Genomic DNA, 21,394 nt, shown 5'->3' with positions numbered 1-21,394 from the left:
AACCTCCTTTAATGTATCACTGCGTCACAAGTTCATGCTCTTCCAAAAATTTCGTATTAAACTCACCTTTTACAAAATCAGGATGATCTAGCAATTGCAAATGGAACGGGATTGTTGTATGTACGCCTTCAATGACAAATTCACTAAGTGCGCGCTTCATTTTTGCAATTGCCTCTTCACGTGTTTTTCCGTGAACAATTAATTTAGCAACCATCGAATCATAGAAAGGTGGGATTGAATATCCCGGATATACAGCTGAATCGACGCGAATACCAAATCCTCCTGGTGGTAAGTACATTTCTACTTTACCTGGAGATGGCATAAATTTTTTGGCAGGGTTTTCCGCATTAATTCGACATTCAATTGCCCAACCATTAAATTGTACTTCTTCTTGCTGTAACGATAACTTTTCTCCTGAAGCAACAAGAATTTGTTCTTTAATTAAGTCCATTCCCGTTACCATTTCAGTAACCGGATGCTCAACCTGAATTCTCGTATTCATCTCCATGAAATAAAAGGTTTTCGTTTTATATTCATAAATAAACTCAACCGTACCAGCACCTGTATAATCAACCGCTACCGCCGCTTTAACTGCCGCTTCACCCATCTGCTTGCGAATATCTTCATCAAGTGCAGGTGATGGACTTTCTTCTAATAGTTTTTGCAAACGGCGCTGAATTGTACAATCACGCTCTCCTAAATGAATGGCATTTCCGTGTGTATCTGCCATTATTTGAATCTCAACATGGCGGAAATCTTCAACGTACTTTTCTAAGTATACACCAGGGTTCCCAAAAGCGGTACTAGCTTCTTGCTGTGTAATTTGAATTCCTTTTATAAGCTCTTCTTCATGGCGTGCAACACGAATACCTTTTCCGCCACCACCTGCAGTCGCTTTAATAATAACTGGATATCCAATTTGATTAGCAAGCTCGATCGCTTCTTCGGTATTTTTAATAATCCCTTGTGAACCTGGTACAATCGGAACCCCTGCTTCTTTCATTGTATCACGAGCAACGTCTTTTGTGCCCATCTTTGAAATAGCTTCTGGACTTGGACCGATAAAAATCAAGTTACATTCACGGCATAACTCTGCGAAATCTGCATTCTCTGCTAAAAATCCGTATCCCGGATGAATAGCATCGCAGCCTGTTAACTTCGCAACGCTAATAATGTTCGTCAAATTTAAATAGCTTTCTTTCGAAATCGTTGGTCCTACACAATACGCCTCGTCTGCAATCTGTACGTGAAGTGACTCTTTATCTGCTTCTGAATAAATTGCAACTGTTTCAATATCCATTTCTTTACAAGCACGAATAATTCGTACAGCAATTTCCCCACGATTGGCTATTAATACTTTTTTTATCATCACAAAGACTCCCTTATTACGCTTTTACAAGAAATAGCGGTTGTCCATACTCAACAAGCTGTCCGTTATTAACAAGAATTTCAACAATTTCGCCCTCTACATCAGCATCAATTTCGTTAAATAACTTCATAGCCTCGACAATACATACGATAGAATCTTTCGATACTCTATCCCCAACACTTACATATGGAGGTGTATCAGGTGAAGAAGAAGAATAGAATGTACCTACCATTGGTGAGGTGATCTTATGTAGGTTTTCATCTTGAACAGTTTTCTTCTCTTCTTGTTTTGGCGCTTCTGCTTGCGCTGCTGCTACTGTCGTTTCAACTTCAACAGGCGCTACTGGTTGCATAGCTTGTTTTGCTGCAGGTGCTTGCACAGCAACAACTTCATTACCACGCTTTTTCATTTTGATTGTTGTACCGTCTTTTTTGTATTCAAATTCATCAATATTAGAGCTATCAATTAATTTAATTAATTCACGAACTTCTTGAATTTTAAACATGTAAAATCCACTCCCATACTCTTGTTTGTCCCGTTTTTACAGATTCTCGTCACGAAAACTAGATTGACTGTAAAAATACGATGTATTCTATTAGAAAATATATTTCATTAACTAATAGAAATATTTACTATTTCCATCTTACGATAAATTTTTTAAACATTCCAATTTATATTTCTTTATAATAAATCGAAACTCCTGTAAAAATATTATTCCAATAAAAATTTAATACCTAGTAATAATACCAAGTTTCACATGAAATTGGCAAGACCACTTCTTAAAAAACATTCACTACTTTAGCAAAACGTTACACAGCAAACATGCCATTCCCTCTCCACTCTTCACTACACCTATAGTCAATAACATATTTTTACCAAATATTATTTTTTTGTTTACACGCCGTTCATCATTCCTTCATATAAGAATAGTATGTTCAAAGTGTAGAAAATATATTGTGTCGAGGTGTGGAAATATGATATGGCTCATTCTCTTTTTACCTGCTGTAATCGTTTGGGCATGTGTTCTTTGCATCCACGTCAAATCCGGAAAAAGTAATCATCAGTACCATGAACCATTAATCTTTTACTCGCAACGTGTTTCTCCATTCCGAGTTGAACATAGTAAAAATAACTACAAAGACGAAATAGAAAAAAGCTATCGAAAATGATAGCTTTTTTCTATTCACACGTTTACTTACATACTCTATTTTACTATTTGCATACCCTTTGCTTAATAAAAGATAATAATCCGCAGGGAAATCCCTGCGGATTAAAGTTTCACTTATTTCGCTGGTGGATCAAATTTCACACCTACATCTTTTGATCCGCCTTCACTTCTTACAAGTTGAATAATTTTATTTGCTTCTTTCTGTGAATGTTTTGCCGCTTTAACCGTTACTCTAATGTCAGTACCATCAGCTCTTACAAGAGCATCTGGATATCCTCCTTGAGATTTAATTACTGTCTCAAGTAATTCTTGCTTCGTTTCCATTGTCGTAATGGCATCAAAATTTTCTTTTGCTTTATTCTTTTCTGTTGCTGAAGCTTTTGTTGAACTCATCACTTCTTGTAATTTTGCTTTCGCTTCACTACGCTGATCTTCCATTTGCATACGTAAAGCTGTGAAATTCTCATCACTTGATTGAACTGATACATTGCCCTCTTTTTTACTTGTTTCTTTTTTTGCATTTTCTTTTTTGTCTGTTTCTTTATTTGTTGTTTCCTTGCTTGTATTTTCTTTTTTCGGAGTTTCTTTAGGCGCTTCGTTTGTTACTGCTTTATCAGTACCTTGTTTTTCTTGTCCAATCTTTTCACCTGTTGCCGGCGATGCTGTATTCATTTTGTCAGGAGTTGTCACGTAATACACAGATAGTACAACAACTAAACTTAACATCGTTAATAACCAAACTGTTTGTTTTTTTAACACTTTATTTCCTCCCTATCAATTTTTCGGTGAAACTGAAACGCGATGGGCCGGTACATCTAGCAGCCTTATCACAGCTTCTTTTACCATTGCTTTAACTTGTATATTATCCACTCCCTTTGCTACGACAAGAACACCACGTACTTTCGGCTTCTCTGTTCGTAAAACAACAGGAGTTTCTTTATCCCCTTCACGTATAATGACAGTCTTTTCATCAAGAGACTCGTCCTCTACTTCTCTCTTACCGCCTGTTTTATCTGTTTCACCTGTTGTTTGTGAGCGTTTCACTGTATTTTTTTCTAAAATTTTTTCTTCAGATGAATCTAAATTCACTTTAATCGTTACGTCTTTTACTCCTGCTATTTCTTCTAAAGCAGTTTTTAATTCTTGTTCATACGCTTTTTCATATTTTTCTACATTTGACATACTATCATTACTTTTTTGTCCGAAAGTTGGTACGTCTTTTTCTTGATTTTGAGTTTTTTGTTCTTTAAATACAGGTACTTCTTCTTTTTTACTTGAAAAGAGACTACTAGAAAACATAAGCAAAATTCCAAGTATGAGTAGGACAAGTAAAAACTTAGGTGTTACCTTTTTACCCTTCTCGTTGCTTTCTTTTTGATCCCCATTCAATAAGTTTCGAAAAAATGAGAACTTCAAATTTTTATCTTTATTGTCCATTTACTCTACCTGTCCTCCCTTCCATTTGAACTTGGATTTGTTTACCCTCTAGTTGCCACCTGCTTGAAAAGAAATCTTTCATTTCTACATTCGTTTCTTCCACTTTTTTTGGAGGCTCTTTCGTGTTAATTTCAATTGGCTTTACTGTTTCGATTGCATCATTTTTACTACGTTCTTTTTCTTTCAACGTCACAACAACAGATTGAATATCTTTCGCTGACTTTACTTCTTCTGTATTTTCTGCTGCGACTATTTGTATTTCAGAGACAGTCATACCATACTTTTTCTCAAACTCTTTTCCTACTTCTTTTTTCATTTTGGTAGCCATCTCTTCTAAACTATATGCACGTGTTAGAGCTTGTATTTCTTTTTTCTTCGAATCTATTGAATTTTTTACAGATCCTTCTGCTACGTACTTTTCTTCATTAAAATTTGCAATTACTTCATTTACATCTGTCTGCAATAGTTTAAAAAGGGGCGTTAAAATTAATACAACTAACAAAAGACTTACAACGAATTTAACGTATTTTTGCAAATTTGAATTTGGAAGAATAAGATGAAGCATTGTTGCTAAGAGCAAAAAAACGATAATATTTCTGATCCACTCTGTAACAAATTGCATACTCTTCACCTCCTACCGCATCATAAGTGTAATATTCCCCGCAGCAATAATAATTGTAATACTTAAAAAGAACATAAATGATACGATAGCTAAGCAAGCAAATACGTAAATGATGCTTCGTCCAATAATGTCTAAACATTGAATAATTGCTCCGCCGCCAACCGGTTGCAATACTGCTGCTGCGAATTTATAAATAAATGCAATACAGAAAATTTGAATCGCTGGAAAAGCAACAATTAAGCATAAAATGACGAGCCCAATAATTCCGACTGTGTTTTTCAATAATCCTGATGCGCTAATAACAGTATCTGCCGCTTCTGTAAACATCCTTCCAACTACTGGAATGAAGTTTCCTGTTACAAATTTAGCAGTTTTCACAGCTATTCCATCAGCAACAGCTGTTGCTGTCCCTTGTACAGATAATACTCCTAAAAAAATTGTTAAAAAGACACCGATAATCCCTACGCTAACGTTTTGCAGAAGCTTGGATAATTTCGTCACTTTATATTGATCACTCATTGTACTTACAATACTTAATATCGTTGCCAGTAATAAAAGTGGTAGAACGATATAATTCATAAGAAGCCCACTCGTATTCATTAAGAAAATGATAACCGGATGAAAAAATGATACAGATACAACCCCGCCCCCAGTTGCTATAAGCGCCAGCAAAATTGGCAATAACGCTAATATGAAATCTACCATTGTTTGTATCGTTTCTCTTGCATATGTCATAACGACATAAAAACTATTTAAAGCAAAAATAATAAGTACCATATACACAACAGCATCAGCAATTTTACTTACGCTACTTTTTGAAAAAGCGGATTGCAGTGATTGCAACAATGCACTAAAGATTGTGAGCATAATAAGTGTGCCAAGCAGTTTTCCATTAGCAGCAAGCTCATGAAATAAATATTTTAATAACCCTATCATCCACTCTTTTAGAGAGAATTCTTTTTCTCCCTTTACAAACTCCATAAAGCTCCCTTTTTGACTCTCTGGCAAATAGCCTCCATATTTTGTAACAAGCCCGTCCCAAAATTGCTTCACATCTTCAATTCCGAGCTTATCCAATTGTTGATCAACGACGTTTGTTTCTACAGGAGAAGCTTGTACAACAACCGGTAAAGAAAAGAAAAGGAAGCAAGCAAATAGCAGCTTAGCTCCAAACCTCCTCAACATTCACTCCCCCTTATCCCGTCGGTAAAAATCCGAGAATAGTTTCAATTACAACCGTCAAAATAGGAATCGCCATAACGAGAATTAAGATTTTCCCAGCAAGTTCAATTTTCGAAGCGATGGCACCTTGACCAGCATCTTTTGTAATTTGGGCTCCAAACTCAGCAATATAAGCAATTCCAATAATCTTTAGTAACGTTTCCACGTAGACGTTACTAACTTTCGCTTCACTTGCTACTCTCTCAATCATTTGTAAAATAGAATGAATTTGATCGATTAAAATAAGAAACATCACGCTACCTACGAACACAATAAATAAAGATGTAATACTAGATTTATGCTGATTCAAAACAGCAGCTAAAAACGTAGCAACGAGGCCTAATCCGACAATTTGTATAATTTCGATTCGAACCGCCTCCTTTACTGGAAGAGAAAGACACTTTTAATCTTGTCAAATAGCGTGTTAATTAAAAATGCAACATGAAATAAAATGACGACAAAACCGACAAGGATAACCCAATTTGCAATATCCTCCCGCTTTAATTCTTTTAGTACAGTATGAATGAAAGCTAAAACAATGCCGATTCCGGCGATTTGAAATATTAATCCAACATCAATGGACATCGCCTTTCTCCCCCCCTATAGCAGTAAAATTACAATAAGTAGCCCTGCTAGTACCCCTAAGCTCTTAATCATTTTTTCGTATTGCAGTTGTAGTGCTTTCGCTTCTCCTTCTTCTCTCTCCAAATGTGTAATACATAAGCGAATATGTTTTTGTTGTGATTCACGATCATGTTGCCCGAGCGTTTCACCAAATTGCTGCAGTATTTCATACTCAGTTTGTTGAAATGCGGTTAACTTCCAGTTCTCTTTCAAACTATCTATCCACGCTTCTCTTACTGTTTGTTCCCCGCTTTGTAGTCTTCTGGCGAAACTTTGAAATATCCAATTTAATGGCTTTGGCATTTGTTTAACTAATCGCTCGGCAGCCTCAGATAAAGGTGTGTGTCCATACATAATTTCTGCTTCTAATGATTGAAGTGCTGATTTTAATAATCTAAGTTGCCTCGGCCTCTCACTATATCTTTTAGCGTATGAAAACCCGAAAAAGGTGCTGACCGCAACGATTAACACTGCACCGAATATTTTCACCATACGCCCTCAGCCTTTCTACTTGTTAGCACTGGTTTTCCATATTTATCTTTCACCTGCATAACCGTTCCTGGACCCCTCGCTTTTGACAACTCCACAAACCTATCAAATATACCAAGCTCTAGCACTGCCTTTAGCGATGGACGTCTCACAACATCCTCATAGGAAAATCCGTGTGCACTTATAAAAAGCTGAACACCTGCATGCACTGCCTCCATAATTGCTTCACTATCTTCTTTACGGCCAATTTCATCTACGATCAAAATATCAGGACTCATAGAACGAATCATCATCATCATTCCTTCTGCCTTTGGACACGCGTCTAACACATCGACTCGGGTACCAAAATCATATTGCGGGATCCCTTTCACACAGCCAGCAATTTCTGACCGTTCATCAACGATCCCCACTTTACAAGAAGGAATTTCCGAAGCACTTACTCCTTGACTCATGCAACGAGCTACATCTCTTAAAAGTGTCGTTTTTCCCGTTTGCGGAGGGCCAATTACCATCGTGTTTAACCATCTTTTTTCATACAAATATGGCAAAAGCGGTTCAGCAATCCCTATTTTTTGACGAGCAATACGAATATTAAAGGAAGAGACATCACGAATCATTTTCACTGCGCTTTTTTCTGTAATGACTTTTCCCGCTAATCCGATTCTATGCCCCCCGCGAAGTGTCACATACCCACGTTTTAATTCCTCTTCCATCGTATAAATTGAGAATTGACTTAACTTATTCAGTAAGTAAATAGCATCCTCTGCAGTAGTGATATAGTCATAAAAAAACACCTTTCCGTGTGCAATACACTCTAGCGGTCTTCCAATTCGAACACGAATTTCCTCTAAAGCATCGTATTGCTTACATTCTTCAATTAAATACTTCATCGTTTTTGGTAAAACTTCTAATACCTCTTTCATCGGCTTCTCCCCACTATACTCGACTTACTATTTCAGTAATGCGATAAAAATACAGCAAATTCCAAGCGCTAGAAAAAAGAGCTTCAAGAAAGAAATTTCACTTGCTACACTCGCTATCCCAATTGTCATTGTTAAAATTAATACGGTAGGTCCAACAAACGCTAACATACCATTTATAAACAACGCTTTCTTCGCATCATTCACATAAAGCATAAGCAAAGCAGCAAATATCTCCGCACTACCTGAAAATAATCGAAGTGCTCCCATAACAAGCACGGATGTTTCCATTGCCGCTAGCCACTGTTTCATTCTTCCACCTTCTCCCGTAACAGTTACTAACTTCGTATTCTTAAAAAGAATATATTTGTACAACCATATGCAGAGGTTGTCTATTTCAGAAGTAAAAACATAATTTTTCTCTAAAGCCCGAATTAGAATCTGAATATTCATATTATTTTATGGTATATTATGGTACATTTAGTTTAAAAGGGGTAGAAAACATGCAGCACGTTACTTTATTACCACTCGATTTACGCTATACAAATGTGATTTTCGAGCTATCAAGTGATCCACATATAAAAAATGCATTAGGGATAACGGTAGAAAACATCGAAGACACAAAAGCATTTCTTCTTTTCGCAATAGAAGAAGAACATCAAAAGAAATCCTTATCGAGAATGATTGTGAATGAAGAGAATGAAATAATTGGCCTCACCACACTTAAACATATTAATGATGAGAAGAAGCAATCTCACATTGGTAGTTGGCTCGGCTATCCGTACTGGGGAAAAGGCTATAACGAGGCTGCTAAAAAAGAAATCTTTAAAATCGCCTTTTTAGACTTACAACTTTCCTACGTATTTGCTGGTGCTAAAACGAATAATACCCGCTCGTTAAAAGCACAAGAAAAACTACCTTATATTTCATTGCATGTGGAAAACAAGTTTCCAGACGAATACGCTGCACTAGAGAAAGAAGTAAAGTCAACTTGCTCTTTGCATGTCGTGTCACGTGAAAATTTTTTAAACTGGTTGAGATTACAGAATGAGGGGGAAAAATATGAAGACATTGAAAATTAGTTTAACCGTTGTAGTAGAATTAGCTCTTATTTATCTTTTTTCCTTATTGGTCGGTTGGTCATTTATAGAGACATTTTTCCTTGGTAGTTTAGCAATATTTGCAATTATGTGGTTAATTATTATGAGTAACCATAGAAATAACATTACAGATCACGCAATAAGTAAAACATTAACTGGTGTTGAGACTGGCGAAATAAAACCATTTCAAATTGTTTTGACTCCATCTATTATGGGTACTCTTTCACTTGTTTTAGTCAGTTTTATTATAACAGCTATTTACTATATACCCTATTTCCTATAAAAAAAGCACTCGTGAATTATCACGAGTGCTTTTCTACTATGCACGAGAAACGTATTTACCTTCACCAGTGTTGATGATAAGCATTTCGCCTTCGTTAATGAAGATTGGTACTTGTACAACAAGACCAGTTTCTAATGTAGCTGGTTTTGTTACGTTAGAAGCAGTATCACCTTTAATACCAGGCTCTGTTTCTGTAACTTGTAATTCAACTGTGTTTGGAAGTTCAACACCAAGTACTTCGCCTTGGTAAGTCATGATTGCTACTTCCATGTTTTCTTTTAGGAATTTAAGCTCGCGCTCGATTTGTTTTTCACCAAGCTCGATTTGCTCATAAGTTCCGTTATCCATAAATACGTGAGCCTCACCACTTGCGTATAAGTATTGCATACGACGGTTTTCGATGTGTGCTTTTTCTACTTTCTCACCTGCACGGAATGTTTTCTCCTGAACAGATCCTGTGCGAATGTTACGTAGTTTAGAACGAACGAATGCAGCACCTTTACCTGGCTTTACGTGTTGGAAATCAAGTACTTGCCAAAGGGCATTGTCCACTGAAATTGTTAAACCTGTACGAAAATCGTTTACTGAAATCATGTAAAAAAATCCTCCTGTGTATTACAAAATAATAAGTTCTTTTGGTGATTTCGTAATTACTTCATTACCTTCACTTGTCACAATGATATCATCTTCAATACGTACGCCGCCAATACCTGGAATATAAATACCTGGTTCTACTGTTACAGCCATGCCGGGTTCAAGTACTGTATCAGAACGGAACGCTAAACCTGGCGCTTCATGGATTTCAAGACCTATTCCATGACCAGTAGAGTGTCCAAAGTATTCACCATATCCTTTTTCCGTTATGTAATCACGCGTTAGCGCATCAGCCTCGCGACCTGTTAAACCAGCTTTAATACCGTTCACACCACGTAGTTGCGCTTCTAAAACGATATTATAAATTTCTTTTAATTTATCAGATGGTTCACCGACTGCAATCGTACGAGTAATATCAGAGCAATATCCTTTGTAATAAGCGCCGAAGTCTAATGTAACGAAATCTCCTGTTTCTATCACTTTTTCAGATGCCACGCCGTGCGGTAATGCCGAACGAAGACCTGAAGCAACGATAATATCAAACGAAGAAGATGTTGCTCCTTGTTTTCTCATGAAAAATTCAAGTTCATTTGACACTTCAATTTCAGATACTCCCGGGCGAATGAATGATAGAATATGCTCAAAGGCAGCATCTGCAATCTGTGCAGCTTCCTTTAATATCTTAATCTCTGAATCAGTCTTTATCAAGCGTAACTTTTCTACAAGTCCAGAAGTTGGGATAAATTCAGCATCAATCGCTTCCTTATGCGCTGAATAAGAACTATATGTAAGAGTATCTTGCTCAAAACCAAGCTTTTGAATTCCAAGCTCTTTCACTTGCTTTGCCACTTCATCAATGATTAATCCTGCGTGCTGTACAATCTCATATCCAACCGCTTGTTTACTTGCCTGCTCGACGTAACGGAAATCTGTAATAAATTGAGCACGATCTTTTGAAATAAGAACTACACCTGCTGTTCCTGTGAAGTTAGCCATATATCTACGACTATGTTCATTTGTTAACAAAATACCGTCAATGCCAGCCTCATCAAATGCACTTCGTAATCTTTCAATTTTCTCCATTACTTTATGCCTCCCTTAATTTCTCCATTAATGCAAATAACGCTAACTTATAGCCATAAAAACCAAATCCTACAATTTGACCTGCACAAACAGCTGCCGTCACAGATTCATGACGGAACGATTCGCGCTGATGAATGTTAGAAATATGTACTTCAATAACAGGAATCGAAATGCTCGCAATGGCATCACGAATCGCATAGCTATAATGCGTAAATGCTCCCGGGTTTAAAATGATCCCTTCATATATATCTTCCGCTTCATGAATAATGTCGATAATGGCACCTTCATGATTCGATTGGAAACATTCTAACTCCACTCCCATTGTTTCCGCTTCTTGCTTCATATCTGCTTCAAGTGTCGCTAGCGTGCCCTTTCCATATACATTTACCTCACGAACACCGAGGCGATTTAGGTTAGGACCGTTTACGAGGAGTAACTTTTTCATATTCTTAAAACTCCTTAATATTAAATATCTATACAATATTTTAACATAGGAGTTACTTATTTGAATAGTTCGTCTTCTCTCGCCCTTCTTGCTCTACTTTATTGCTATTTACTGCGTAAGAAACAGAATATGCTATAAACACACCATACAATATAAAAATACATATTGTCGTTACAATTGTCTCTTTTGGTAAATGGAGCGCACTTTTAATAACAGGAGCCATTAAACCCATCCCCAAAAACAGTAATGCCCACCAAAATAATCCATAAATAATTCCCGCAATAATCCCTTCAAACTTCGCAAAAAATGCTTTATACAAAAAGGCAATCAAAATTGAAAGAAGTCCCATACAAACTATTCCTGACACATTCCCCCATACACCTTCCTTCCAACTTCCAAACGCAAATGGTAAAAGGAAATAATTCGGTCCCGCCTCCGTGAATGAAAATATATGAAGGAAATACCATATCCCGCCCCAAAAGATTCCACCAAACAAACCGATTTGTACAAAATTCCTTGTTCCTAATTGTTCTTGACTCACATCGACACCTCCGCTCAATAGTATGCCCGAAACTATTTTGAAGCATGTTTAAATCCTGCGAAATTTGTCTATAAAAAGAATAAGAAATGTCCGACTCTCATAACATTTTCCCTTGTCATCTACTTGTATTTGCCGATAAAATAAAGGAAACTCGGTGATTGTCTTATTTCAAAACGACAGAACCCAGTATGACAATTGCCTCTTTTTCTACATAAGAGAGAAACAAATACAGGTTGGTGTTAACATGGCAGAAGAGTCAAAACAAATATATGGCGGGCAAGCGGTCATAGAAGGAGTTATGTTTGGCGGTAGAGAATATACTGTTACAGCGGTTCGTCGTAAAGATAAATCGATTGAATTTTATCGATTACCACGCGTTCGTAATAAAGTATTATCTATCCTAAAAAAAATTCCATTTTTACGAGGTATTGCCGCTATTGTGGATGCAAGTGCGAATGGAGCAAAGCATTTAAACTTCGCTTCAGAACGATTTGACGTCCACCCAGAAGATGATGAACAAATTGCAAATAAAAAAGAAGAACAATCAAAATTAACGATGGTATTAGGAGTTGCAGCTGTTGGCGTTTTATCTTTCATATTCGGTAAAGTCATCTTCACAGCAGTTCCTGCACTATTAGCTGAATTAACGAGACCGATTTTCCCATCTCATACTGGGCAAATCATTGTCGAAAGTGTCATTAAGCTCATGCTATTATTGAGCTATATATACTTTATTTCTTTAACCCCACTTATTAAGCGGGTATTTCAGTATCACGGTGCAGAGCATAAGGTAATCAATGCTTATGAGAATAACCTTCCTCTGACTGTAGAAAACGTTCAAAAGCAAACTCGCCTCCATTATAGATGCGGCAGTAGCTTTATTATATTTACAGTCATTATTGGAATGTTCGTTTATTTCCTAGTCCCTACAGATCCTCTTTGGGCACGAGTTATAAACCGAATTTTATTAATTCCAGTTGTACTTGGTATTTCTTTTGAAGTATTGCAATTTACAAATCGATTAAGAGATATTCCCGTATTACGCGTACTTGGATATCCTGGGTTATGGCTACAACTATTAACAACGAAAGAACCAACAGATGACCAAGTGGAAGTAGCAATTGCATCGTTTGAAGAATTATTACGTTTAGAGAACAAACAATAATTATTTAAAAATGGTGTTCAACTCCTTTCCTCATCGTTAATATACTAATTTTAATATACGTTTTTAGGAGGTGTCCCTTATGAACGGTCGTTCGTTTACTTTCGCTATATTTGTGCTTATTATTGGATTGGCAATATTCGGCCTTGTTTCATCTGTTATTACAAATCCCATGGGTGTATTAAGAAATATCGGGTACATGTTACTTGTTGTCGGTATCTTTTACTTGCTATACAAGATGTTTACAAATTCCAGTGGTTCCGCAAATTCGCAAAGCTCATATAAGCGTGCGGCAAAACAATCGAACCGCAAACATGGGAAACAAAATGTAGCACCCCTAGGCAATTCTTTCTTTAAGTCAAATACTTCTAATGACAAAAGTAAAAAAGGGAATTCTTCCACTTTGAAACGAAAAAGAAAACAGTCTCATTTAACTGTCATTGAAGGAAAAAAAAGTAAAAAGAAAGACCGTGCTTCCTTTTAGGAAATACGGTCTTTTTTTATACTTTGAAGCACTTCTTTTAAACTTTTCTCTCTCATACTTTCAATTCGAAGATGATGATTTTTAAATGGTAAATTCCGTGTCACATCATTAGGTACAACAACGCACGTTAATCCCGCTGCAACTGCTGCTCTCAATCCATTTAATGAATCTTCAAATACAACAGCTTCAGATGGCTTAATTCCTAATTCTTCTATTGCAACTCGATAAAGAGCTGGATCTGGTTTTACCTTCTCAACATCTTCTCTCGTTTTAATTACTTCAAAATATTCTCGAATCTGTAGCTCTTCTAAAAAATGAATAACCCATTCTCTAGACGAACTAGAAGCTAGTGCGATTTTTAATCCCATTTCTTTCGCTTCTTCTAAATATTCTTTTACCCCGTCACGAGCTTCTGGTATTTTCATTTTCTCTTTATGTAAAGTTGCCACTTTTTCTTTTAATACACTTTTGTTAAACTTCTCTTTTAATTGATCATTTAAATATGCATAAAGTACCTCATCTGTTGTTCCAATGCATTTCGCAAATTCCTCTAAAGGTAGTTCCCCGCCGTATTCACGAACAGCATCTCTGAAAGAGTGAAACCATATCGTTTCTGTGTCCACAATTAATCCATCAAAATCAAAAATAATTGCTTTCATAATTCTCCCATCCTTTTCGAATTGAAATAAAAAAGGAAACGCCATCCGTTCCCCTTAATTACTTTTCTCTTCATTTGCTTTTTGAACACCACGAAGTGTTTCCACTCGAACCTCATCTTGTTCAAAGTATTGTACTAAATCACCGATACGGTCAATTGATTCCCAACTTAAATGATGTTCAATTCCTTCTACATCATTATAAATTTTGCTTTCATCCACACCGATAATGCGCATAAACTGTTCTAACAATTCATGTCGATATACGAGACGTTCCCCGATTTTTTTACCTTTTGATGTTAATACAAGCCCTCTATATTTTTCATAAATTAGATATTCGTCTTTGTCTAATTTTTGTACCATTTTTGTTACAGAGGATGGATGTACACTAAGCGCTTCAGCAATATCAGATACACGGGCATAACCCTTTTCATCAATCAACAAATAAATTTGTTCAATATAATCTTCCATACTAGGGGTAGGCATCGGTTTCCTCCATCCAATTTCATTTTGCTTATTCCGTACGAAGCAATCAATAAAATGATACACCAGAAAGAATAACGTGACAAGGTGGAAACGAGCCTAAATCTGCAAAAGTGAAAAGAACCTGTATTCACATACAAGTTCCTTTCATGTAAAATATTGAATTTCTGCGTCAGGAAAAAAGTGATGAATATATCCTCGAATCGTTTCCTCCAATACTTCTGCATCATCTTTTTTATATACATATTTCCCAATTCCATATCGTCCCCATTTATACTTTCGCTTCTCTTCATCCATTTCAAGCTTCGTATTTGGATAACGCTCTTGAATAACCTTTTTCGCTGGTTTCGTAAAACGATGCTGAATTAATTCAAACGTTAAATTTGGTATCGTCATATCTTTCAGCGCATTGTACAGTCGCTCAAATAGTTCACGATATCCTTCTTCCCATCCTTCATGCATATAAAGTGGCGCGACTATAAAACCAAGTGGATAACCTGCACCTGCTACTTTACGTGCCGCCTCAATTCGCTCCTCAAATGGCGATGTCCCTGGTTCAAAATTTTTAATTACATATCGTGAATTTATACTAAACCTGAAACGAGTTTTCCCATTATGCTTTGCATCTAATAAATGATCAACGTGCGAATATTTCGTGACGAAACGTAAGCGCCCATATTCACTTTCTCCAATGAATTCAATCGCCCGCTTTAATGCATGTGTTAAATGATCAATCCCAACAATGTCTGATGTACACGCTGCTTCAAATCTTGTTATTTCAGGTGCCCTTTCATCCATATATTGCTTTGCCTTCTCAAATATTTCATCAAGATTTACATACACACGAACGTAAGGCTTACTCCCAAGTGTTGTTTGCAAATAGCAATAATGACAATGTCCCATACACCCTGTTGCGAGCGGAATTGCATATTCAGCTGACGGTTTTGACGTATCAAACTTTAGCGTCTTCCTTACTCCAACGACAAGTGTAGCCTTTGCATTACGATACTTTTGCAAATCATTTTCTCCTGGCAAATTTCTAATTTGATTATGTGATGTCGTTTCACGAATTTCTAATCCCATCTTCGTAAACTTCTCATAAAGCTCTTTTCCAAGCGGATATTCAAGTGCCTTTGGTTCAAAGTAAACGAGTTTTGGCATAAATGGTTTCATGTGCTTCCCTCCCTCTCGTTAGTATGGGAAACGTTAAAAAATTAACACGCATTAAAGTTTTCCACTTCAGTAACTTGCGTTGCAAGTTACTGAATGTTATAATTTGGATAACAGCTACCTTGCAACGCAAGTTACCTGAGTAAAAGGTGGTGAAATCATGCACAGCCAAATGTTAAAAGGTGTACTAGAAGGTTGCATCCTATACATCATTTCACAAGAAGAAGTGTACGGATATGAACTGAGCACAAAATTAAATAAACACGGATTTACATTCGTAAGCGAAGGAAGCATATATCCGTTATTGTTACGTATGCAAAAAGAAAAATTGATTGAAGGAACATTAAAAGCCTCCTCACTCGGTCCAAAACGAAAATATTATCACGTAACCGATAAAGGATTAGAGCAGCTTGAAGAATTTAAACAAAGCTGGGGAATGGTTTCAACTACGGTAAATAACTTATTACAGGGGGAGTGATAGGGATGAATGCACAAGACATGATTGAATTGAATAATAAAAAACGTGAGCTTCTAACACCTGAAAATGAAGTTGCTTATAGCGATATGTTAGTTTATCTTCGTTTATCTAACGTGCCAGAGCAACAAGTAGAAGAACTATTACTAGAAATATTAGACCATCTCATCGAAGCACAAACAGAAAATAAAAATGCTTATGACATTTTTGGTGATGACTTACAATCTTATTGTGATGAACTCATATCGGCTTTGCCGGTTCAAACAATGTTAGAAAAAACTTCTTTAATCGGCTTTGTTATTAGCTTACTTCTCGCTATACAGTTTGGAATGGACACCATTGCTTCTCTTTTCATTTTCTTTTTTGAAAAGAACACCGAAATAATAAGTCCACCTTTTAGTATCCTTGGAACTACTTCGTCTGTTTCAATAATTATACTAGGTATACTATTTATTTTATATTTATTAAAGCGGTACTCCTTTGATCAGAAAGTGAATTGGAAAAGAAGAATTCTATTTGGATTCGCATTTGCTATCCCGTTTTGTTCCGCTATATTCTTAAATATTTATTTTAAAAAACAACCTTATCTCATTTATCATCTAACCTTTTGGCAAAATGCCTTAATCGCTATCTTATTTTTTATTTTATATAAATTACTATATAAAAAATCAAATTTTTAACAGCCCTTCAAAAGGCTGTTTTTTCTTCTGTCTAATTTTACAAATTGAAAAATTTCATAAAGAAAATAAGAAAAATGCAAAATAATTAAAGTTAATTGTTGACGTGATGCTTTTATTATCGGTATCATAAATCTTCGTGAGCAATTATTTTTCGTTATACGATTTTTTTATTATTACTGAATTTTTGAGAGGAGAAATTAGATGTCAGTTAAGAAGAAAACGCAAGTACGCACCGGCAAAATGGTACGTGAACTAATGTTAGCAGACGAAGATGTAAATGCTTCGCTAATTATGGTATATAGTGAAAACGGTGTAAACGCAGAAATTAAAATCGAGGGCTTAACGCCGAAATGTAACGAAGAATTATTTTTGAGCGGAAACGTGGATTGGAACAAGAGTGTTATTTATAAAATTGTTGATTTCACTGGGAACGCTGAAGTTGGTAAAGTTACATTAACAGCGATGAACAAAAACAATGTTTCTCTAGAAATTGAACGCGTTATGTGGAGCAAAGAGAATAAAGAAGCTGCTGAGCAAGAAGAAACTGTTGTAGAAGCTACTCCGAAAAAAGAAGTAGTTGTAGAAGCGCCAAAAGCAGTTACACCTGCTCCAAAACCTGTTACGCGAGTAGAAACACCTGCAGCACCTAAACCTACTCCGGTACCAACACCGAAGCCAGTAAGTGTAGAAGCTGCTATGGAATTATCTACTCCAGCACCTGTGAAAAAAGCAGTACCAACTCCAGTTACAAAGCAAGAGTCTGCACCGGTTGCGCCTGCAAAACCGAAGCAATCTGCTTTGACTGAAACAAATACAAAACTACAAGAAAATTATGTGAAACTCGTGAAAAAGACAATTGAAGTTTGTCAAGATTACGAGCTTGGCATCGACATAGATGATTCTATTGAAAGCTTAAAAGAAGAACTACAAAGCCAAGGTATTAGCGTTACATTTGACAAAGAAATTATGGACGTTGTAAGTCGCCTTCGTTCTTTACAAGATAAAGGAATCAAAGTAGAAAAAGTACTTAATTTACTATAAAAAAATAAGAGGTGGCAATTGCCATCTCTTATTTTTTATAATTCCACTCATTACTTTCATACTTTTCTTTCGCTAACGTTTGAACTTCATGTAACTGTTCTTCTGTTAATTCATATGGAACAAGTTCTACATCCAATCCTTTTTCAAAGCCAACTTCAAACGCTTTAATTAACTGTTCTATCGTAAATGTACGGTCTGTTAATTCATTAATTGCTACTGCTTTAGAAGAGAACATACTCTTCATACGTTCCTTCACACGTTCATTTGGGAATAAAAATAGATCATATAGTTCATCTAAATCAATTTCTAATGGAATCGATCCATGCTGTAAAATAACACCTTTTTGACGTGTTTGAGCACTACCAGCAATTTTTCTTCCTTCCACTACAATTTCATACCAAGATGGTGCATCAAAACATACACCTGAACGTGGATTTTTCAAATTTTCACGATCTGCTTCTGTTTTTGGAACTGCATAATATGCTTCTAACCCTAATGCCTTAAAACCATCTAATAAGCCTTGCGAAATAACACGATATGCTTCTGTAACTGTTTTCGGCATATTCGGATGATCTTCAGACACAATAACACTATACGTTAACTCTTTGTCATGTAGTACACCCCTGCCGCCTGTTTGACGACGAACGAATCCATATTTTTTTTCGTTAACTACATCCATATTAATATCTTTCTCAACACGTTGAAAATATCCAACTGTTAATGTTGGTACTTCCCATTCATAAAAACGAATTGTTGGTGGCATTTTCTTTTCACTTTGCCAATTTAACAAACATTCATCTAACGCCATATTAAATGCCGGTGAACATTGACCAGAGTTAATATAACACCATTTTTCTTTTCCCATCCTGCACCTCATATAACCAATTATTTTTCACATTCTCTAGTCTACCAAATTCGACAAAATTTGTGAAAGAATACGAAATTTCTTCTTATATGCAAATGAATCTGTTGCATAAATACATATGGGCATTATAATATTGAAAGTAGGATAAGAAAAAAGGGAGCGATAGAATCGTGTCAACAACTTGGATTATTTTATTAGCCGTAATCGTAGCATTTATCGGCTACACTGTATGGATGTACTTCTATCAGAAAAAATTAATTAAAACTCTTACAGAAGAAGAATTTCGCGCTGGCTACCGTAAAGCACAGCTTATCGATATTCGTGAAGCAGACGAATATAACGCAGGGCATATTTTAGGTGCACGTAACATTCCGTTATCACAAATTCGCCTTCGCCATAAAGAACTTCGTCAAGATCAACCTGTTTACTTATATTGCCAAAGCGGATTCCGTACAGGTCGTGCAGCGCAATACTTAAAAAAACAAGGCTACAAAGATTTCTACCAATTACAAGGTGGATTTAAATCTTGGACAGGCAAAATTAAAAAGAAATAATAACATACAAAAAACTAGCTGAATAAATCAGCTAGTTTTTTCATTTCATCTTATTCGCAATGTATAATAAATTCTGCTTGATTACCTTTTCATCGTTCTCTTCTACATTCCGATACAGCAGCTGATATTCAATTCCTTTCTCTTTCCATATAAGCGTAGCAAATTCGTCACCACGTTCATAATCATCTTTATTTTTAAAATAAGCAGACGTTCCATTATTCAGTTTCATTTGTTCTTGAAATCGCTTCTCTTCCATAAGATCCGGAAAACTATAAGGAAAGTTCGCGACATTTAACTCAATATACTCATTTCTACCTGGCTCCTTCTGTTTATATTTAATCGTTAAGACAGCGTTCTTTTTCCCAAGCGTTCTTACTTCACCCTTCACATCACTTGTAATGTCGTACGGTAAAAACGTTGGAACTTTAAACTTCACCGGAAAATATTTTGGAAGTTCCTTTAGCGAAATAGGATCCGTAACACGATCCATAGCTCCTCCTGTTGTTCCCACAAAGTGTTTTCCTTCTTGCATCGTTTGCTGAAACGAACACGAACTAAGTACAAAACTAGAAAACACGAAACAAATGATTCTTTTTTTCAATTTGTTTCCGCCCTTTCATACCGCTCTCTTAACGAACGAAGCGTTGATATGCTCTTCATATTCGCTTTGTCATCAAACTCCACCTTTGAAAACTTTCCACGTTATTCTCACACATTTTGACAACACTTTTTGCAAACAAAAAAGACCCCTATCATTCTTACGCCCAAGTGAAAAGGTTACGCGAATAAAAAGAAGTCTTATTAATACCATAGTTTGTGAAAAGCTTTTCAGGTCAAGATTTTTTCTTTCTTATTATTTTCCCTTTATAATAAGGGAAAGAGGTGATACATATGGCCAATATAAAACAAATTGCTAAAACTGCTGGTGTATCGATATCAACTGTTTCTCGTGTTCTGAATAATCACCCTTACGTAAAAGAAGAAAAGCGTAAGCGTGTTCTAGACGCTGTTGAAGAATTAAACTACGCAAAAAATATAAATGCTGTCCATTTAATAAGAGGGAAAACATATACAATTGGCGTTATGCTTCCTTTCATTAACCTCCCCTACTTCAGTACCATTATTGAAGGAATCGGTAACGAAGCATTATTAGCTGGATATCACATTAATTTATGCCAAACAAATTACGATAGCCTTGAAGAAATTCGTGTTCTTGAAATGATGAAAATGAAACAATTTGATGGGATGATTATTTGCTCCCGAACGAGCTCTTGGGAACAAATCGAACCTTTCGCAAAATTTTCCCCTATTATTTCATGTGAAAAAATGAAGCACCCCCTCATTTCATCCATCTACGTAGATCATTATGAAGGTTTCCGTCTCGGTACTGCCTATTTACTAAGTAAAGGCCATGAAAAAATCGGAATTTGTTTAGCAAGAAAAACAAGTGTAAATTCCATGGAGCGCGAAAAAGCGTTCGCCGATACCCTTCGTAACGAAGGGAAAACGTTGCATCCTGAATGGATTTTCCACCAATGCTATACAATGCAGGACGGAGCACAAATACTCCATCGTATTTTAAATATGAAAAATCGTCCAACTGCTATTTTTACAGCGAACGATCAAGTTGCAGCTGGTTTATTAACAGAGGCTCGAAAACATGGTATTCGAGTACCTGAAGACCTTGCTATCCTTGGATTTGATAATCATGAAATTTCAAAGGCATTAGAAATTTCCACAATTGAACATCCCGGTCTCGCAATGGGCTCACATGCTTTTTCTTTATTCCATAAGCAGATCCAAAGCGAGCAAATTGTCGGCAGTGCAAAAGAACTTTCATTCCATTTAATTGAGCGAGAGACTGTCTAAAAAGAGCGTTACCTATAACGCTCTTTTTCAGCTCTTCACCTATTGACATTATATTTTTC

The 21,394-nt window shown here is 36.2% G+C and carries 30 protein-coding genes; 10 read left to right on the top strand and 20 right to left on the bottom strand.

Annotated features, from left to right (window positions below):
• Nucleotides 1-16 precede the first annotated feature (16 nt).
• Entirely contained in the window at nt 17-1,369 is a 1,353-nt protein-coding gene (gene accC / locus MRP26_RS05915) for an acetyl-CoA carboxylase biotin carboxylase subunit (RefSeq protein WP_000592870.1), read from the bottom strand.
• Between the two features lie 16 nt (nt 1,370-1,385).
• A complete protein-coding gene (accB, locus tag MRP26_RS05910) occupies nt 1,386-1,874 on the bottom strand; it encodes an acetyl-CoA carboxylase biotin carboxyl carrier protein (RefSeq protein WP_000472863.1) in 489 nt (162 codons plus the stop codon).
• A gap of 469 nt (nt 1,875-2,343) precedes the next feature.
• Here accB and MRP26_RS05905 point away from each other — a divergent pair, with 469 nt between their 5' ends.
• Nucleotides 2,344-2,538 (top strand): hypothetical protein, encoded by a 195-nt coding sequence (locus MRP26_RS05905; RefSeq protein ID WP_002000935.1) that lies wholly within the window; start codon nt 2,344-2,346, stop codon nt 2,536-2,538.
• Between the two features lie 113 nt (nt 2,539-2,651).
• Here the strand turns inward: MRP26_RS05905 and MRP26_RS05900 are convergent, their stop codons facing one another.
• From MRP26_RS05900 to MRP26_RS05860, 9 genes are read right to left on the bottom strand one after another with little or no spacing between them, the layout of a single operon-like run.
• Nucleotides 2,652-3,296: a SpoIIIAH-like family protein gene (locus tag MRP26_RS05900; RefSeq protein ID WP_065485172.1), complete on the bottom strand. Its 645-nt coding sequence runs from the start codon at nt 3,294-3,296 to the stop codon at nt 2,652-2,654.
• Between the two features lie 15 nt (nt 3,297-3,311).
• The gene (gene spoIIIAG, locus MRP26_RS05895; RefSeq protein ID WP_242806037.1) at nt 3,312-3,974 is read right to left on the bottom strand and encodes a stage III sporulation protein AG; all 663 of its coding nucleotides are present in this window, start codon (nt 3,972-3,974) and stop codon (nt 3,312-3,314) included.
• Nucleotides 3,964-4,596, bottom strand: a complete 633-nt coding sequence (gene spoIIIAF, locus MRP26_RS05890; RefSeq protein ID WP_001161037.1) for a stage III sporulation protein AF — start codon at nt 4,594-4,596, stop codon at nt 3,964-3,966. The genes spoIIIAG and spoIIIAF overlap by 11 nt, the downstream gene beginning before the upstream one ends.
• 12 nt (nt 4,597-4,608) lie before the next feature.
• Entirely contained in the window at nt 4,609-5,781 is a 1,173-nt protein-coding gene (gene spoIIIAE, locus MRP26_RS05885; RefSeq protein ID WP_000946113.1) for a stage III sporulation protein AE, read from the bottom strand.
• Nucleotides 5,782-5,791: 10 nt separating this feature from the next.
• Nucleotides 5,792-6,175, bottom strand: a complete 384-nt coding sequence (gene spoIIIAD / locus MRP26_RS05880; RefSeq protein WP_077393170.1) for a stage III sporulation protein AD — start codon at nt 6,173-6,175, stop codon at nt 5,792-5,794.
• 23 nt (nt 6,176-6,198) lie between these two features.
• Nucleotides 6,199-6,402: a stage III sporulation protein AC gene (gene spoIIIAC, locus MRP26_RS05875; RefSeq protein WP_000020914.1), complete on the bottom strand. Its 204-nt coding sequence runs from the start codon at nt 6,400-6,402 to the stop codon at nt 6,199-6,201.
• A gap of 15 nt (nt 6,403-6,417) precedes the next feature.
• Nucleotides 6,418-6,933 (bottom strand): stage III sporulation protein SpoIIIAB, encoded by a 516-nt coding sequence (spoIIIAB, locus tag MRP26_RS05870; protein WP_000238703.1) that lies wholly within the window; start codon nt 6,931-6,933, stop codon nt 6,418-6,420.
• Nucleotides 6,927-7,853, bottom strand: a complete 927-nt coding sequence (gene spoIIIAA / locus MRP26_RS05865; RefSeq protein WP_053563670.1) for a stage III sporulation protein AA — start codon at nt 7,851-7,853, stop codon at nt 6,927-6,929. The genes spoIIIAB and spoIIIAA overlap by 7 nt, the downstream gene beginning before the upstream one ends.
• A 27-nt stretch (nt 7,854-7,880) precedes the next feature.
• Nucleotides 7,881-8,162, bottom strand: coding sequence for a YqhV family protein (locus MRP26_RS05860; RefSeq protein WP_000816050.1), 282 nt, complete (start codon nt 8,160-8,162; stop codon nt 7,881-7,883).
• Between the two features lie 191 nt (nt 8,163-8,353).
• Here MRP26_RS05860 and MRP26_RS05855 point away from each other — a divergent pair, with 191 nt between their 5' ends.
• Together MRP26_RS05855 and MRP26_RS05850 are read left to right on the top strand one after the other, a co-directional pair.
• On the top strand, nt 8,354-8,932 hold the full coding sequence (locus tag MRP26_RS05855; protein ID WP_023522996.1) for a GNAT family N-acetyltransferase: 579 nt from the start codon (nt 8,354-8,356) through the stop codon (nt 8,930-8,932).
• Entirely contained in the window at nt 8,913-9,233 is a 321-nt protein-coding gene (locus tag MRP26_RS05850; RefSeq protein WP_078400973.1) for a hypothetical protein, read from the top strand. Before MRP26_RS05855 ends, MRP26_RS05850 begins: the two co-directional genes overlap by 20 nt.
• Nucleotides 9,234-9,269: 36 nt before the next feature.
• On the opposite strand, the gene efp is transcribed toward MRP26_RS05850, so the two are convergent.
• Genes efp through MRP26_RS05830 form a run of 4 tightly spaced genes read right to left on the bottom strand, consistent with a single transcriptional unit; the run spans nt 9,270 to nt 11,896 of the window.
• Nucleotides 9,270-9,827, bottom strand: coding sequence for an elongation factor P (efp, locus tag MRP26_RS05845; protein WP_000626513.1), 558 nt, complete (start codon nt 9,825-9,827; stop codon nt 9,270-9,272).
• 21 nt (nt 9,828-9,848) lie between these two features.
• Entirely contained in the window at nt 9,849-10,910 is a 1,062-nt protein-coding gene (pepQ, locus tag MRP26_RS05840) for a Xaa-Pro dipeptidase (protein WP_000411037.1), read from the bottom strand.
• A gap of 4 nt (nt 10,911-10,914) precedes the next feature.
• Nucleotides 10,915-11,355, bottom strand: a complete 441-nt coding sequence (gene aroQ, locus MRP26_RS05835) for a type II 3-dehydroquinate dehydratase (RefSeq protein ID WP_000735140.1) — start codon at nt 11,353-11,355, stop codon at nt 10,915-10,917.
• 52 nt (nt 11,356-11,407) lie between these two features.
• Nucleotides 11,408-11,896 carry a YqhR family membrane protein gene (locus tag MRP26_RS05830; protein ID WP_000076886.1) on the bottom strand — a complete coding sequence of 163 codons (489 nt, stop codon included), beginning with the start codon at nt 11,894-11,896 and terminating at the stop codon, nt 11,408-11,410.
• 244 nt (nt 11,897-12,140) lie between these two features.
• Here MRP26_RS05830 and MRP26_RS05825 point away from each other — a divergent pair, with 244 nt between their 5' ends.
• Both MRP26_RS05825 and MRP26_RS05820 read left to right on the top strand, forming a co-directional pair.
• Entirely contained in the window at nt 12,141-13,061 is a 921-nt protein-coding gene (locus MRP26_RS05825) for a DUF1385 domain-containing protein (protein WP_000807120.1), read from the top strand.
• A 79-nt stretch (nt 13,062-13,140) separates the two neighbouring features.
• Nucleotides 13,141-13,542, top strand: a complete 402-nt coding sequence (locus MRP26_RS05820) for an SA1362 family protein (protein ID WP_001014463.1) — start codon at nt 13,141-13,143, stop codon at nt 13,540-13,542.
• Here MRP26_RS05820 and MRP26_RS05815 read toward each other — a convergent pair.
• The 3 genes from MRP26_RS05815 to splB form a co-directional block, all read right to left on the bottom strand.
• Entirely contained in the window at nt 13,539-14,201 is a 663-nt protein-coding gene (locus tag MRP26_RS05815) for an HAD family hydrolase (RefSeq protein ID WP_053565474.1), read from the bottom strand. The genes MRP26_RS05820 and MRP26_RS05815 overlap by 4 nt on opposite strands.
• 54 nt (nt 14,202-14,255) lie before the next feature.
• The gene (mntR, locus tag MRP26_RS05810; RefSeq protein WP_001143080.1) at nt 14,256-14,684 is read right to left on the bottom strand and encodes a transcriptional regulator MntR; all 429 of its coding nucleotides are present in this window, start codon (nt 14,682-14,684) and stop codon (nt 14,256-14,258) included.
• A 144-nt stretch (nt 14,685-14,828) separates the two neighbouring features.
• Nucleotides 14,829-15,854, bottom strand: coding sequence for a spore photoproduct lyase (gene splB, locus MRP26_RS05805; protein ID WP_065485176.1), 1,026 nt, complete (start codon nt 15,852-15,854; stop codon nt 14,829-14,831).
• A 157-nt stretch (nt 15,855-16,011) separates the two neighbouring features.
• Here splB and MRP26_RS05800 point away from each other — a divergent pair, with 157 nt between their 5' ends.
• The 3 genes from MRP26_RS05800 to MRP26_RS05790 all read left to right on the top strand — a co-directional run bounded on the left by MRP26_RS05800 (nt 16,012) and on the right by MRP26_RS05790 (nt 18,047).
• Nucleotides 16,012-16,329 carry a PadR family transcriptional regulator gene (locus MRP26_RS05800; RefSeq protein ID WP_000556083.1) on the top strand — a complete coding sequence of 106 codons (318 nt, stop codon included), beginning with the start codon at nt 16,012-16,014 and terminating at the stop codon, nt 16,327-16,329.
• Between the two features lie 5 nt (nt 16,330-16,334).
• On the top strand, nt 16,335-17,006 hold the full coding sequence (locus MRP26_RS05795; RefSeq protein ID WP_069356190.1) for a DUF1129 domain-containing protein: 672 nt from the start codon (nt 16,335-16,337) through the stop codon (nt 17,004-17,006).
• 201 nt (nt 17,007-17,207) lie between these two features.
• Complete coding sequence (locus MRP26_RS05790; protein ID WP_053563664.1) at nt 17,208-18,047, top strand: hypothetical protein; 840 nt, start codon at nt 17,208-17,210, stop codon at nt 18,045-18,047.
• 28 nt (nt 18,048-18,075) lie between these two features.
• Here the strand turns inward: MRP26_RS05790 and MRP26_RS05785 are convergent, their stop codons facing one another.
• Entirely contained in the window at nt 18,076-18,912 is an 837-nt protein-coding gene (locus MRP26_RS05785) for a lipoate--protein ligase family protein (protein ID WP_000514081.1), read from the bottom strand.
• A 170-nt stretch (nt 18,913-19,082) separates the two neighbouring features.
• On the opposite strand from MRP26_RS05785, the gene MRP26_RS05780 reads away from it, so the two are divergent.
• Nucleotides 19,083-19,466, top strand: a complete 384-nt coding sequence (locus MRP26_RS05780) for a rhodanese-like domain-containing protein (protein ID WP_000108653.1) — start codon at nt 19,083-19,085, stop codon at nt 19,464-19,466.
• A gap of 40 nt (nt 19,467-19,506) precedes the next feature.
• On the opposite strand, the gene MRP26_RS05775 is transcribed toward MRP26_RS05780, so the two are convergent.
• On the bottom strand, nt 19,507-20,043 hold the full coding sequence (locus MRP26_RS05775; protein ID WP_142245180.1) for a DNA polymerase III subunit delta: 537 nt from the start codon (nt 20,041-20,043) through the stop codon (nt 19,507-19,509).
• A 314-nt stretch (nt 20,044-20,357) separates the two neighbouring features.
• Here MRP26_RS05775 and MRP26_RS05770 point away from each other — a divergent pair, with 314 nt between their 5' ends.
• Complete coding sequence (locus MRP26_RS05770; protein WP_078400975.1) at nt 20,358-21,335, top strand: LacI family DNA-binding transcriptional regulator; 978 nt, start codon at nt 20,358-20,360, stop codon at nt 21,333-21,335.
• Nucleotides 21,336-21,394: the final 59 nt, after the last annotated feature.

The sequence above is a fragment of the Bacillus sp. CCB-MMP212 genome (assembly GCF_022748145.1).
In the GTDB taxonomy this organism is placed as follows: domain Bacteria; phylum Bacillota; class Bacilli; order Bacillales; family Bacillaceae_G; genus Bacillus_A; species Bacillus_A cereus.
This window is presented reverse-complemented; position numbering and strand designations above follow the sequence as displayed.

Excerpts from the sequence above, each read along its gene's own strand:
- accC (WP_000592870.1), bottom strand. The coding sequence starts at position 1,369 with ATGATAAAAAAAGTATTAATAGCCAATCGTGGGGAAATTGCTGTACGA.
- accB (WP_000472863.1), bottom strand. The coding sequence starts at position 1,874 with ATGTTTAAAATTCAAGAAGTTCGTGAATTAATTAAATTAATTGATAGC.
- MRP26_RS05905 (WP_002000935.1), top strand. The coding sequence starts at position 2,344 with ATGATATGGCTCATTCTCTTTTTACCTGCTGTAATCGTTTGGGCATGT.
- spoIIIAG (WP_242806037.1), bottom strand. The coding sequence starts at position 3,974 with ATGGACAATAAAGATAAAAATTTGAAGTTCTCATTTTTTCGAAACTTA.
- spoIIIAF (WP_001161037.1), bottom strand. The coding sequence starts at position 4,596 with ATGCAATTTGTTACAGAGTGGATCAGAAATATTATCGTTTTTTTGCTC.
- spoIIIAE (WP_000946113.1), bottom strand. The coding sequence starts at position 5,781 with ATGTTGAGGAGGTTTGGAGCTAAGCTGCTATTTGCTTGCTTCCTTTTC.
- spoIIIAC (WP_000020914.1), bottom strand. The coding sequence starts at position 6,402 with ATGTCCATTGATGTTGGATTAATATTTCAAATCGCCGGAATCGGCATT.
- spoIIIAB (WP_000238703.1), bottom strand. The coding sequence starts at position 6,933 with ATGGTGAAAATATTCGGTGCAGTGTTAATCGTTGCGGTCAGCACCTTT.
- spoIIIAA (WP_053563670.1), bottom strand. The coding sequence starts at position 7,853 with ATGAAAGAGGTATTAGAAGTTTTACCAAAAACGATGAAGTATTTAATT.
- MRP26_RS05860 (WP_000816050.1), bottom strand. The coding sequence starts at position 8,162 with ATGAAACAGTGGCTAGCGGCAATGGAAACATCCGTGCTTGTTATGGGA.
- MRP26_RS05855 (WP_023522996.1), top strand. The coding sequence starts at position 8,354 with ATGCAGCACGTTACTTTATTACCACTCGATTTACGCTATACAAATGTG.
- MRP26_RS05850 (WP_078400973.1), top strand. The coding sequence starts at position 8,913 with ATGAAGACATTGAAAATTAGTTTAACCGTTGTAGTAGAATTAGCTCTT.
- efp (WP_000626513.1), bottom strand. The coding sequence starts at position 9,827 with ATGATTTCAGTAAACGATTTTCGTACAGGTTTAACAATTTCAGTGGAC.
- pepQ (WP_000411037.1), bottom strand. The coding sequence starts at position 10,910 with ATGGAGAAAATTGAAAGATTACGAAGTGCATTTGATGAGGCTGGCATT.
- aroQ (WP_000735140.1), bottom strand. The coding sequence starts at position 11,355 with ATGAAAAAGTTACTCCTCGTAAACGGTCCTAACCTAAATCGCCTCGGT.
- MRP26_RS05825 (WP_000807120.1), top strand. The coding sequence starts at position 12,141 with ATGGCAGAAGAGTCAAAACAAATATATGGCGGGCAAGCGGTCATAGAA.
- MRP26_RS05820 (WP_001014463.1), top strand. The coding sequence starts at position 13,141 with ATGAACGGTCGTTCGTTTACTTTCGCTATATTTGTGCTTATTATTGGA.
- MRP26_RS05815 (WP_053565474.1), bottom strand. The coding sequence starts at position 14,201 with ATGAAAGCAATTATTTTTGATTTTGATGGATTAATTGTGGACACAGAA.
- mntR (WP_001143080.1), bottom strand. The coding sequence starts at position 14,684 with ATGCCTACCCCTAGTATGGAAGATTATATTGAACAAATTTATTTGTTG.
- splB (WP_065485176.1), bottom strand. The coding sequence starts at position 15,854 with ATGAAACCATTTATGCCAAAACTCGTTTACTTTGAACCAAAGGCACTT.
- MRP26_RS05800 (WP_000556083.1), top strand. The coding sequence starts at position 16,012 with ATGCACAGCCAAATGTTAAAAGGTGTACTAGAAGGTTGCATCCTATAC.
- MRP26_RS05795 (WP_069356190.1), top strand. The coding sequence starts at position 16,335 with ATGAATGCACAAGACATGATTGAATTGAATAATAAAAAACGTGAGCTT.
- MRP26_RS05790 (WP_053563664.1), top strand. The coding sequence starts at position 17,208 with ATGTCAGTTAAGAAGAAAACGCAAGTACGCACCGGCAAAATGGTACGT.
- MRP26_RS05785 (WP_000514081.1), bottom strand. The coding sequence starts at position 18,912 with ATGGGAAAAGAAAAATGGTGTTATATTAACTCTGGTCAATGTTCACCG.
- MRP26_RS05770 (WP_078400975.1), top strand. The coding sequence starts at position 20,358 with ATGGCCAATATAAAACAAATTGCTAAAACTGCTGGTGTATCGATATCA.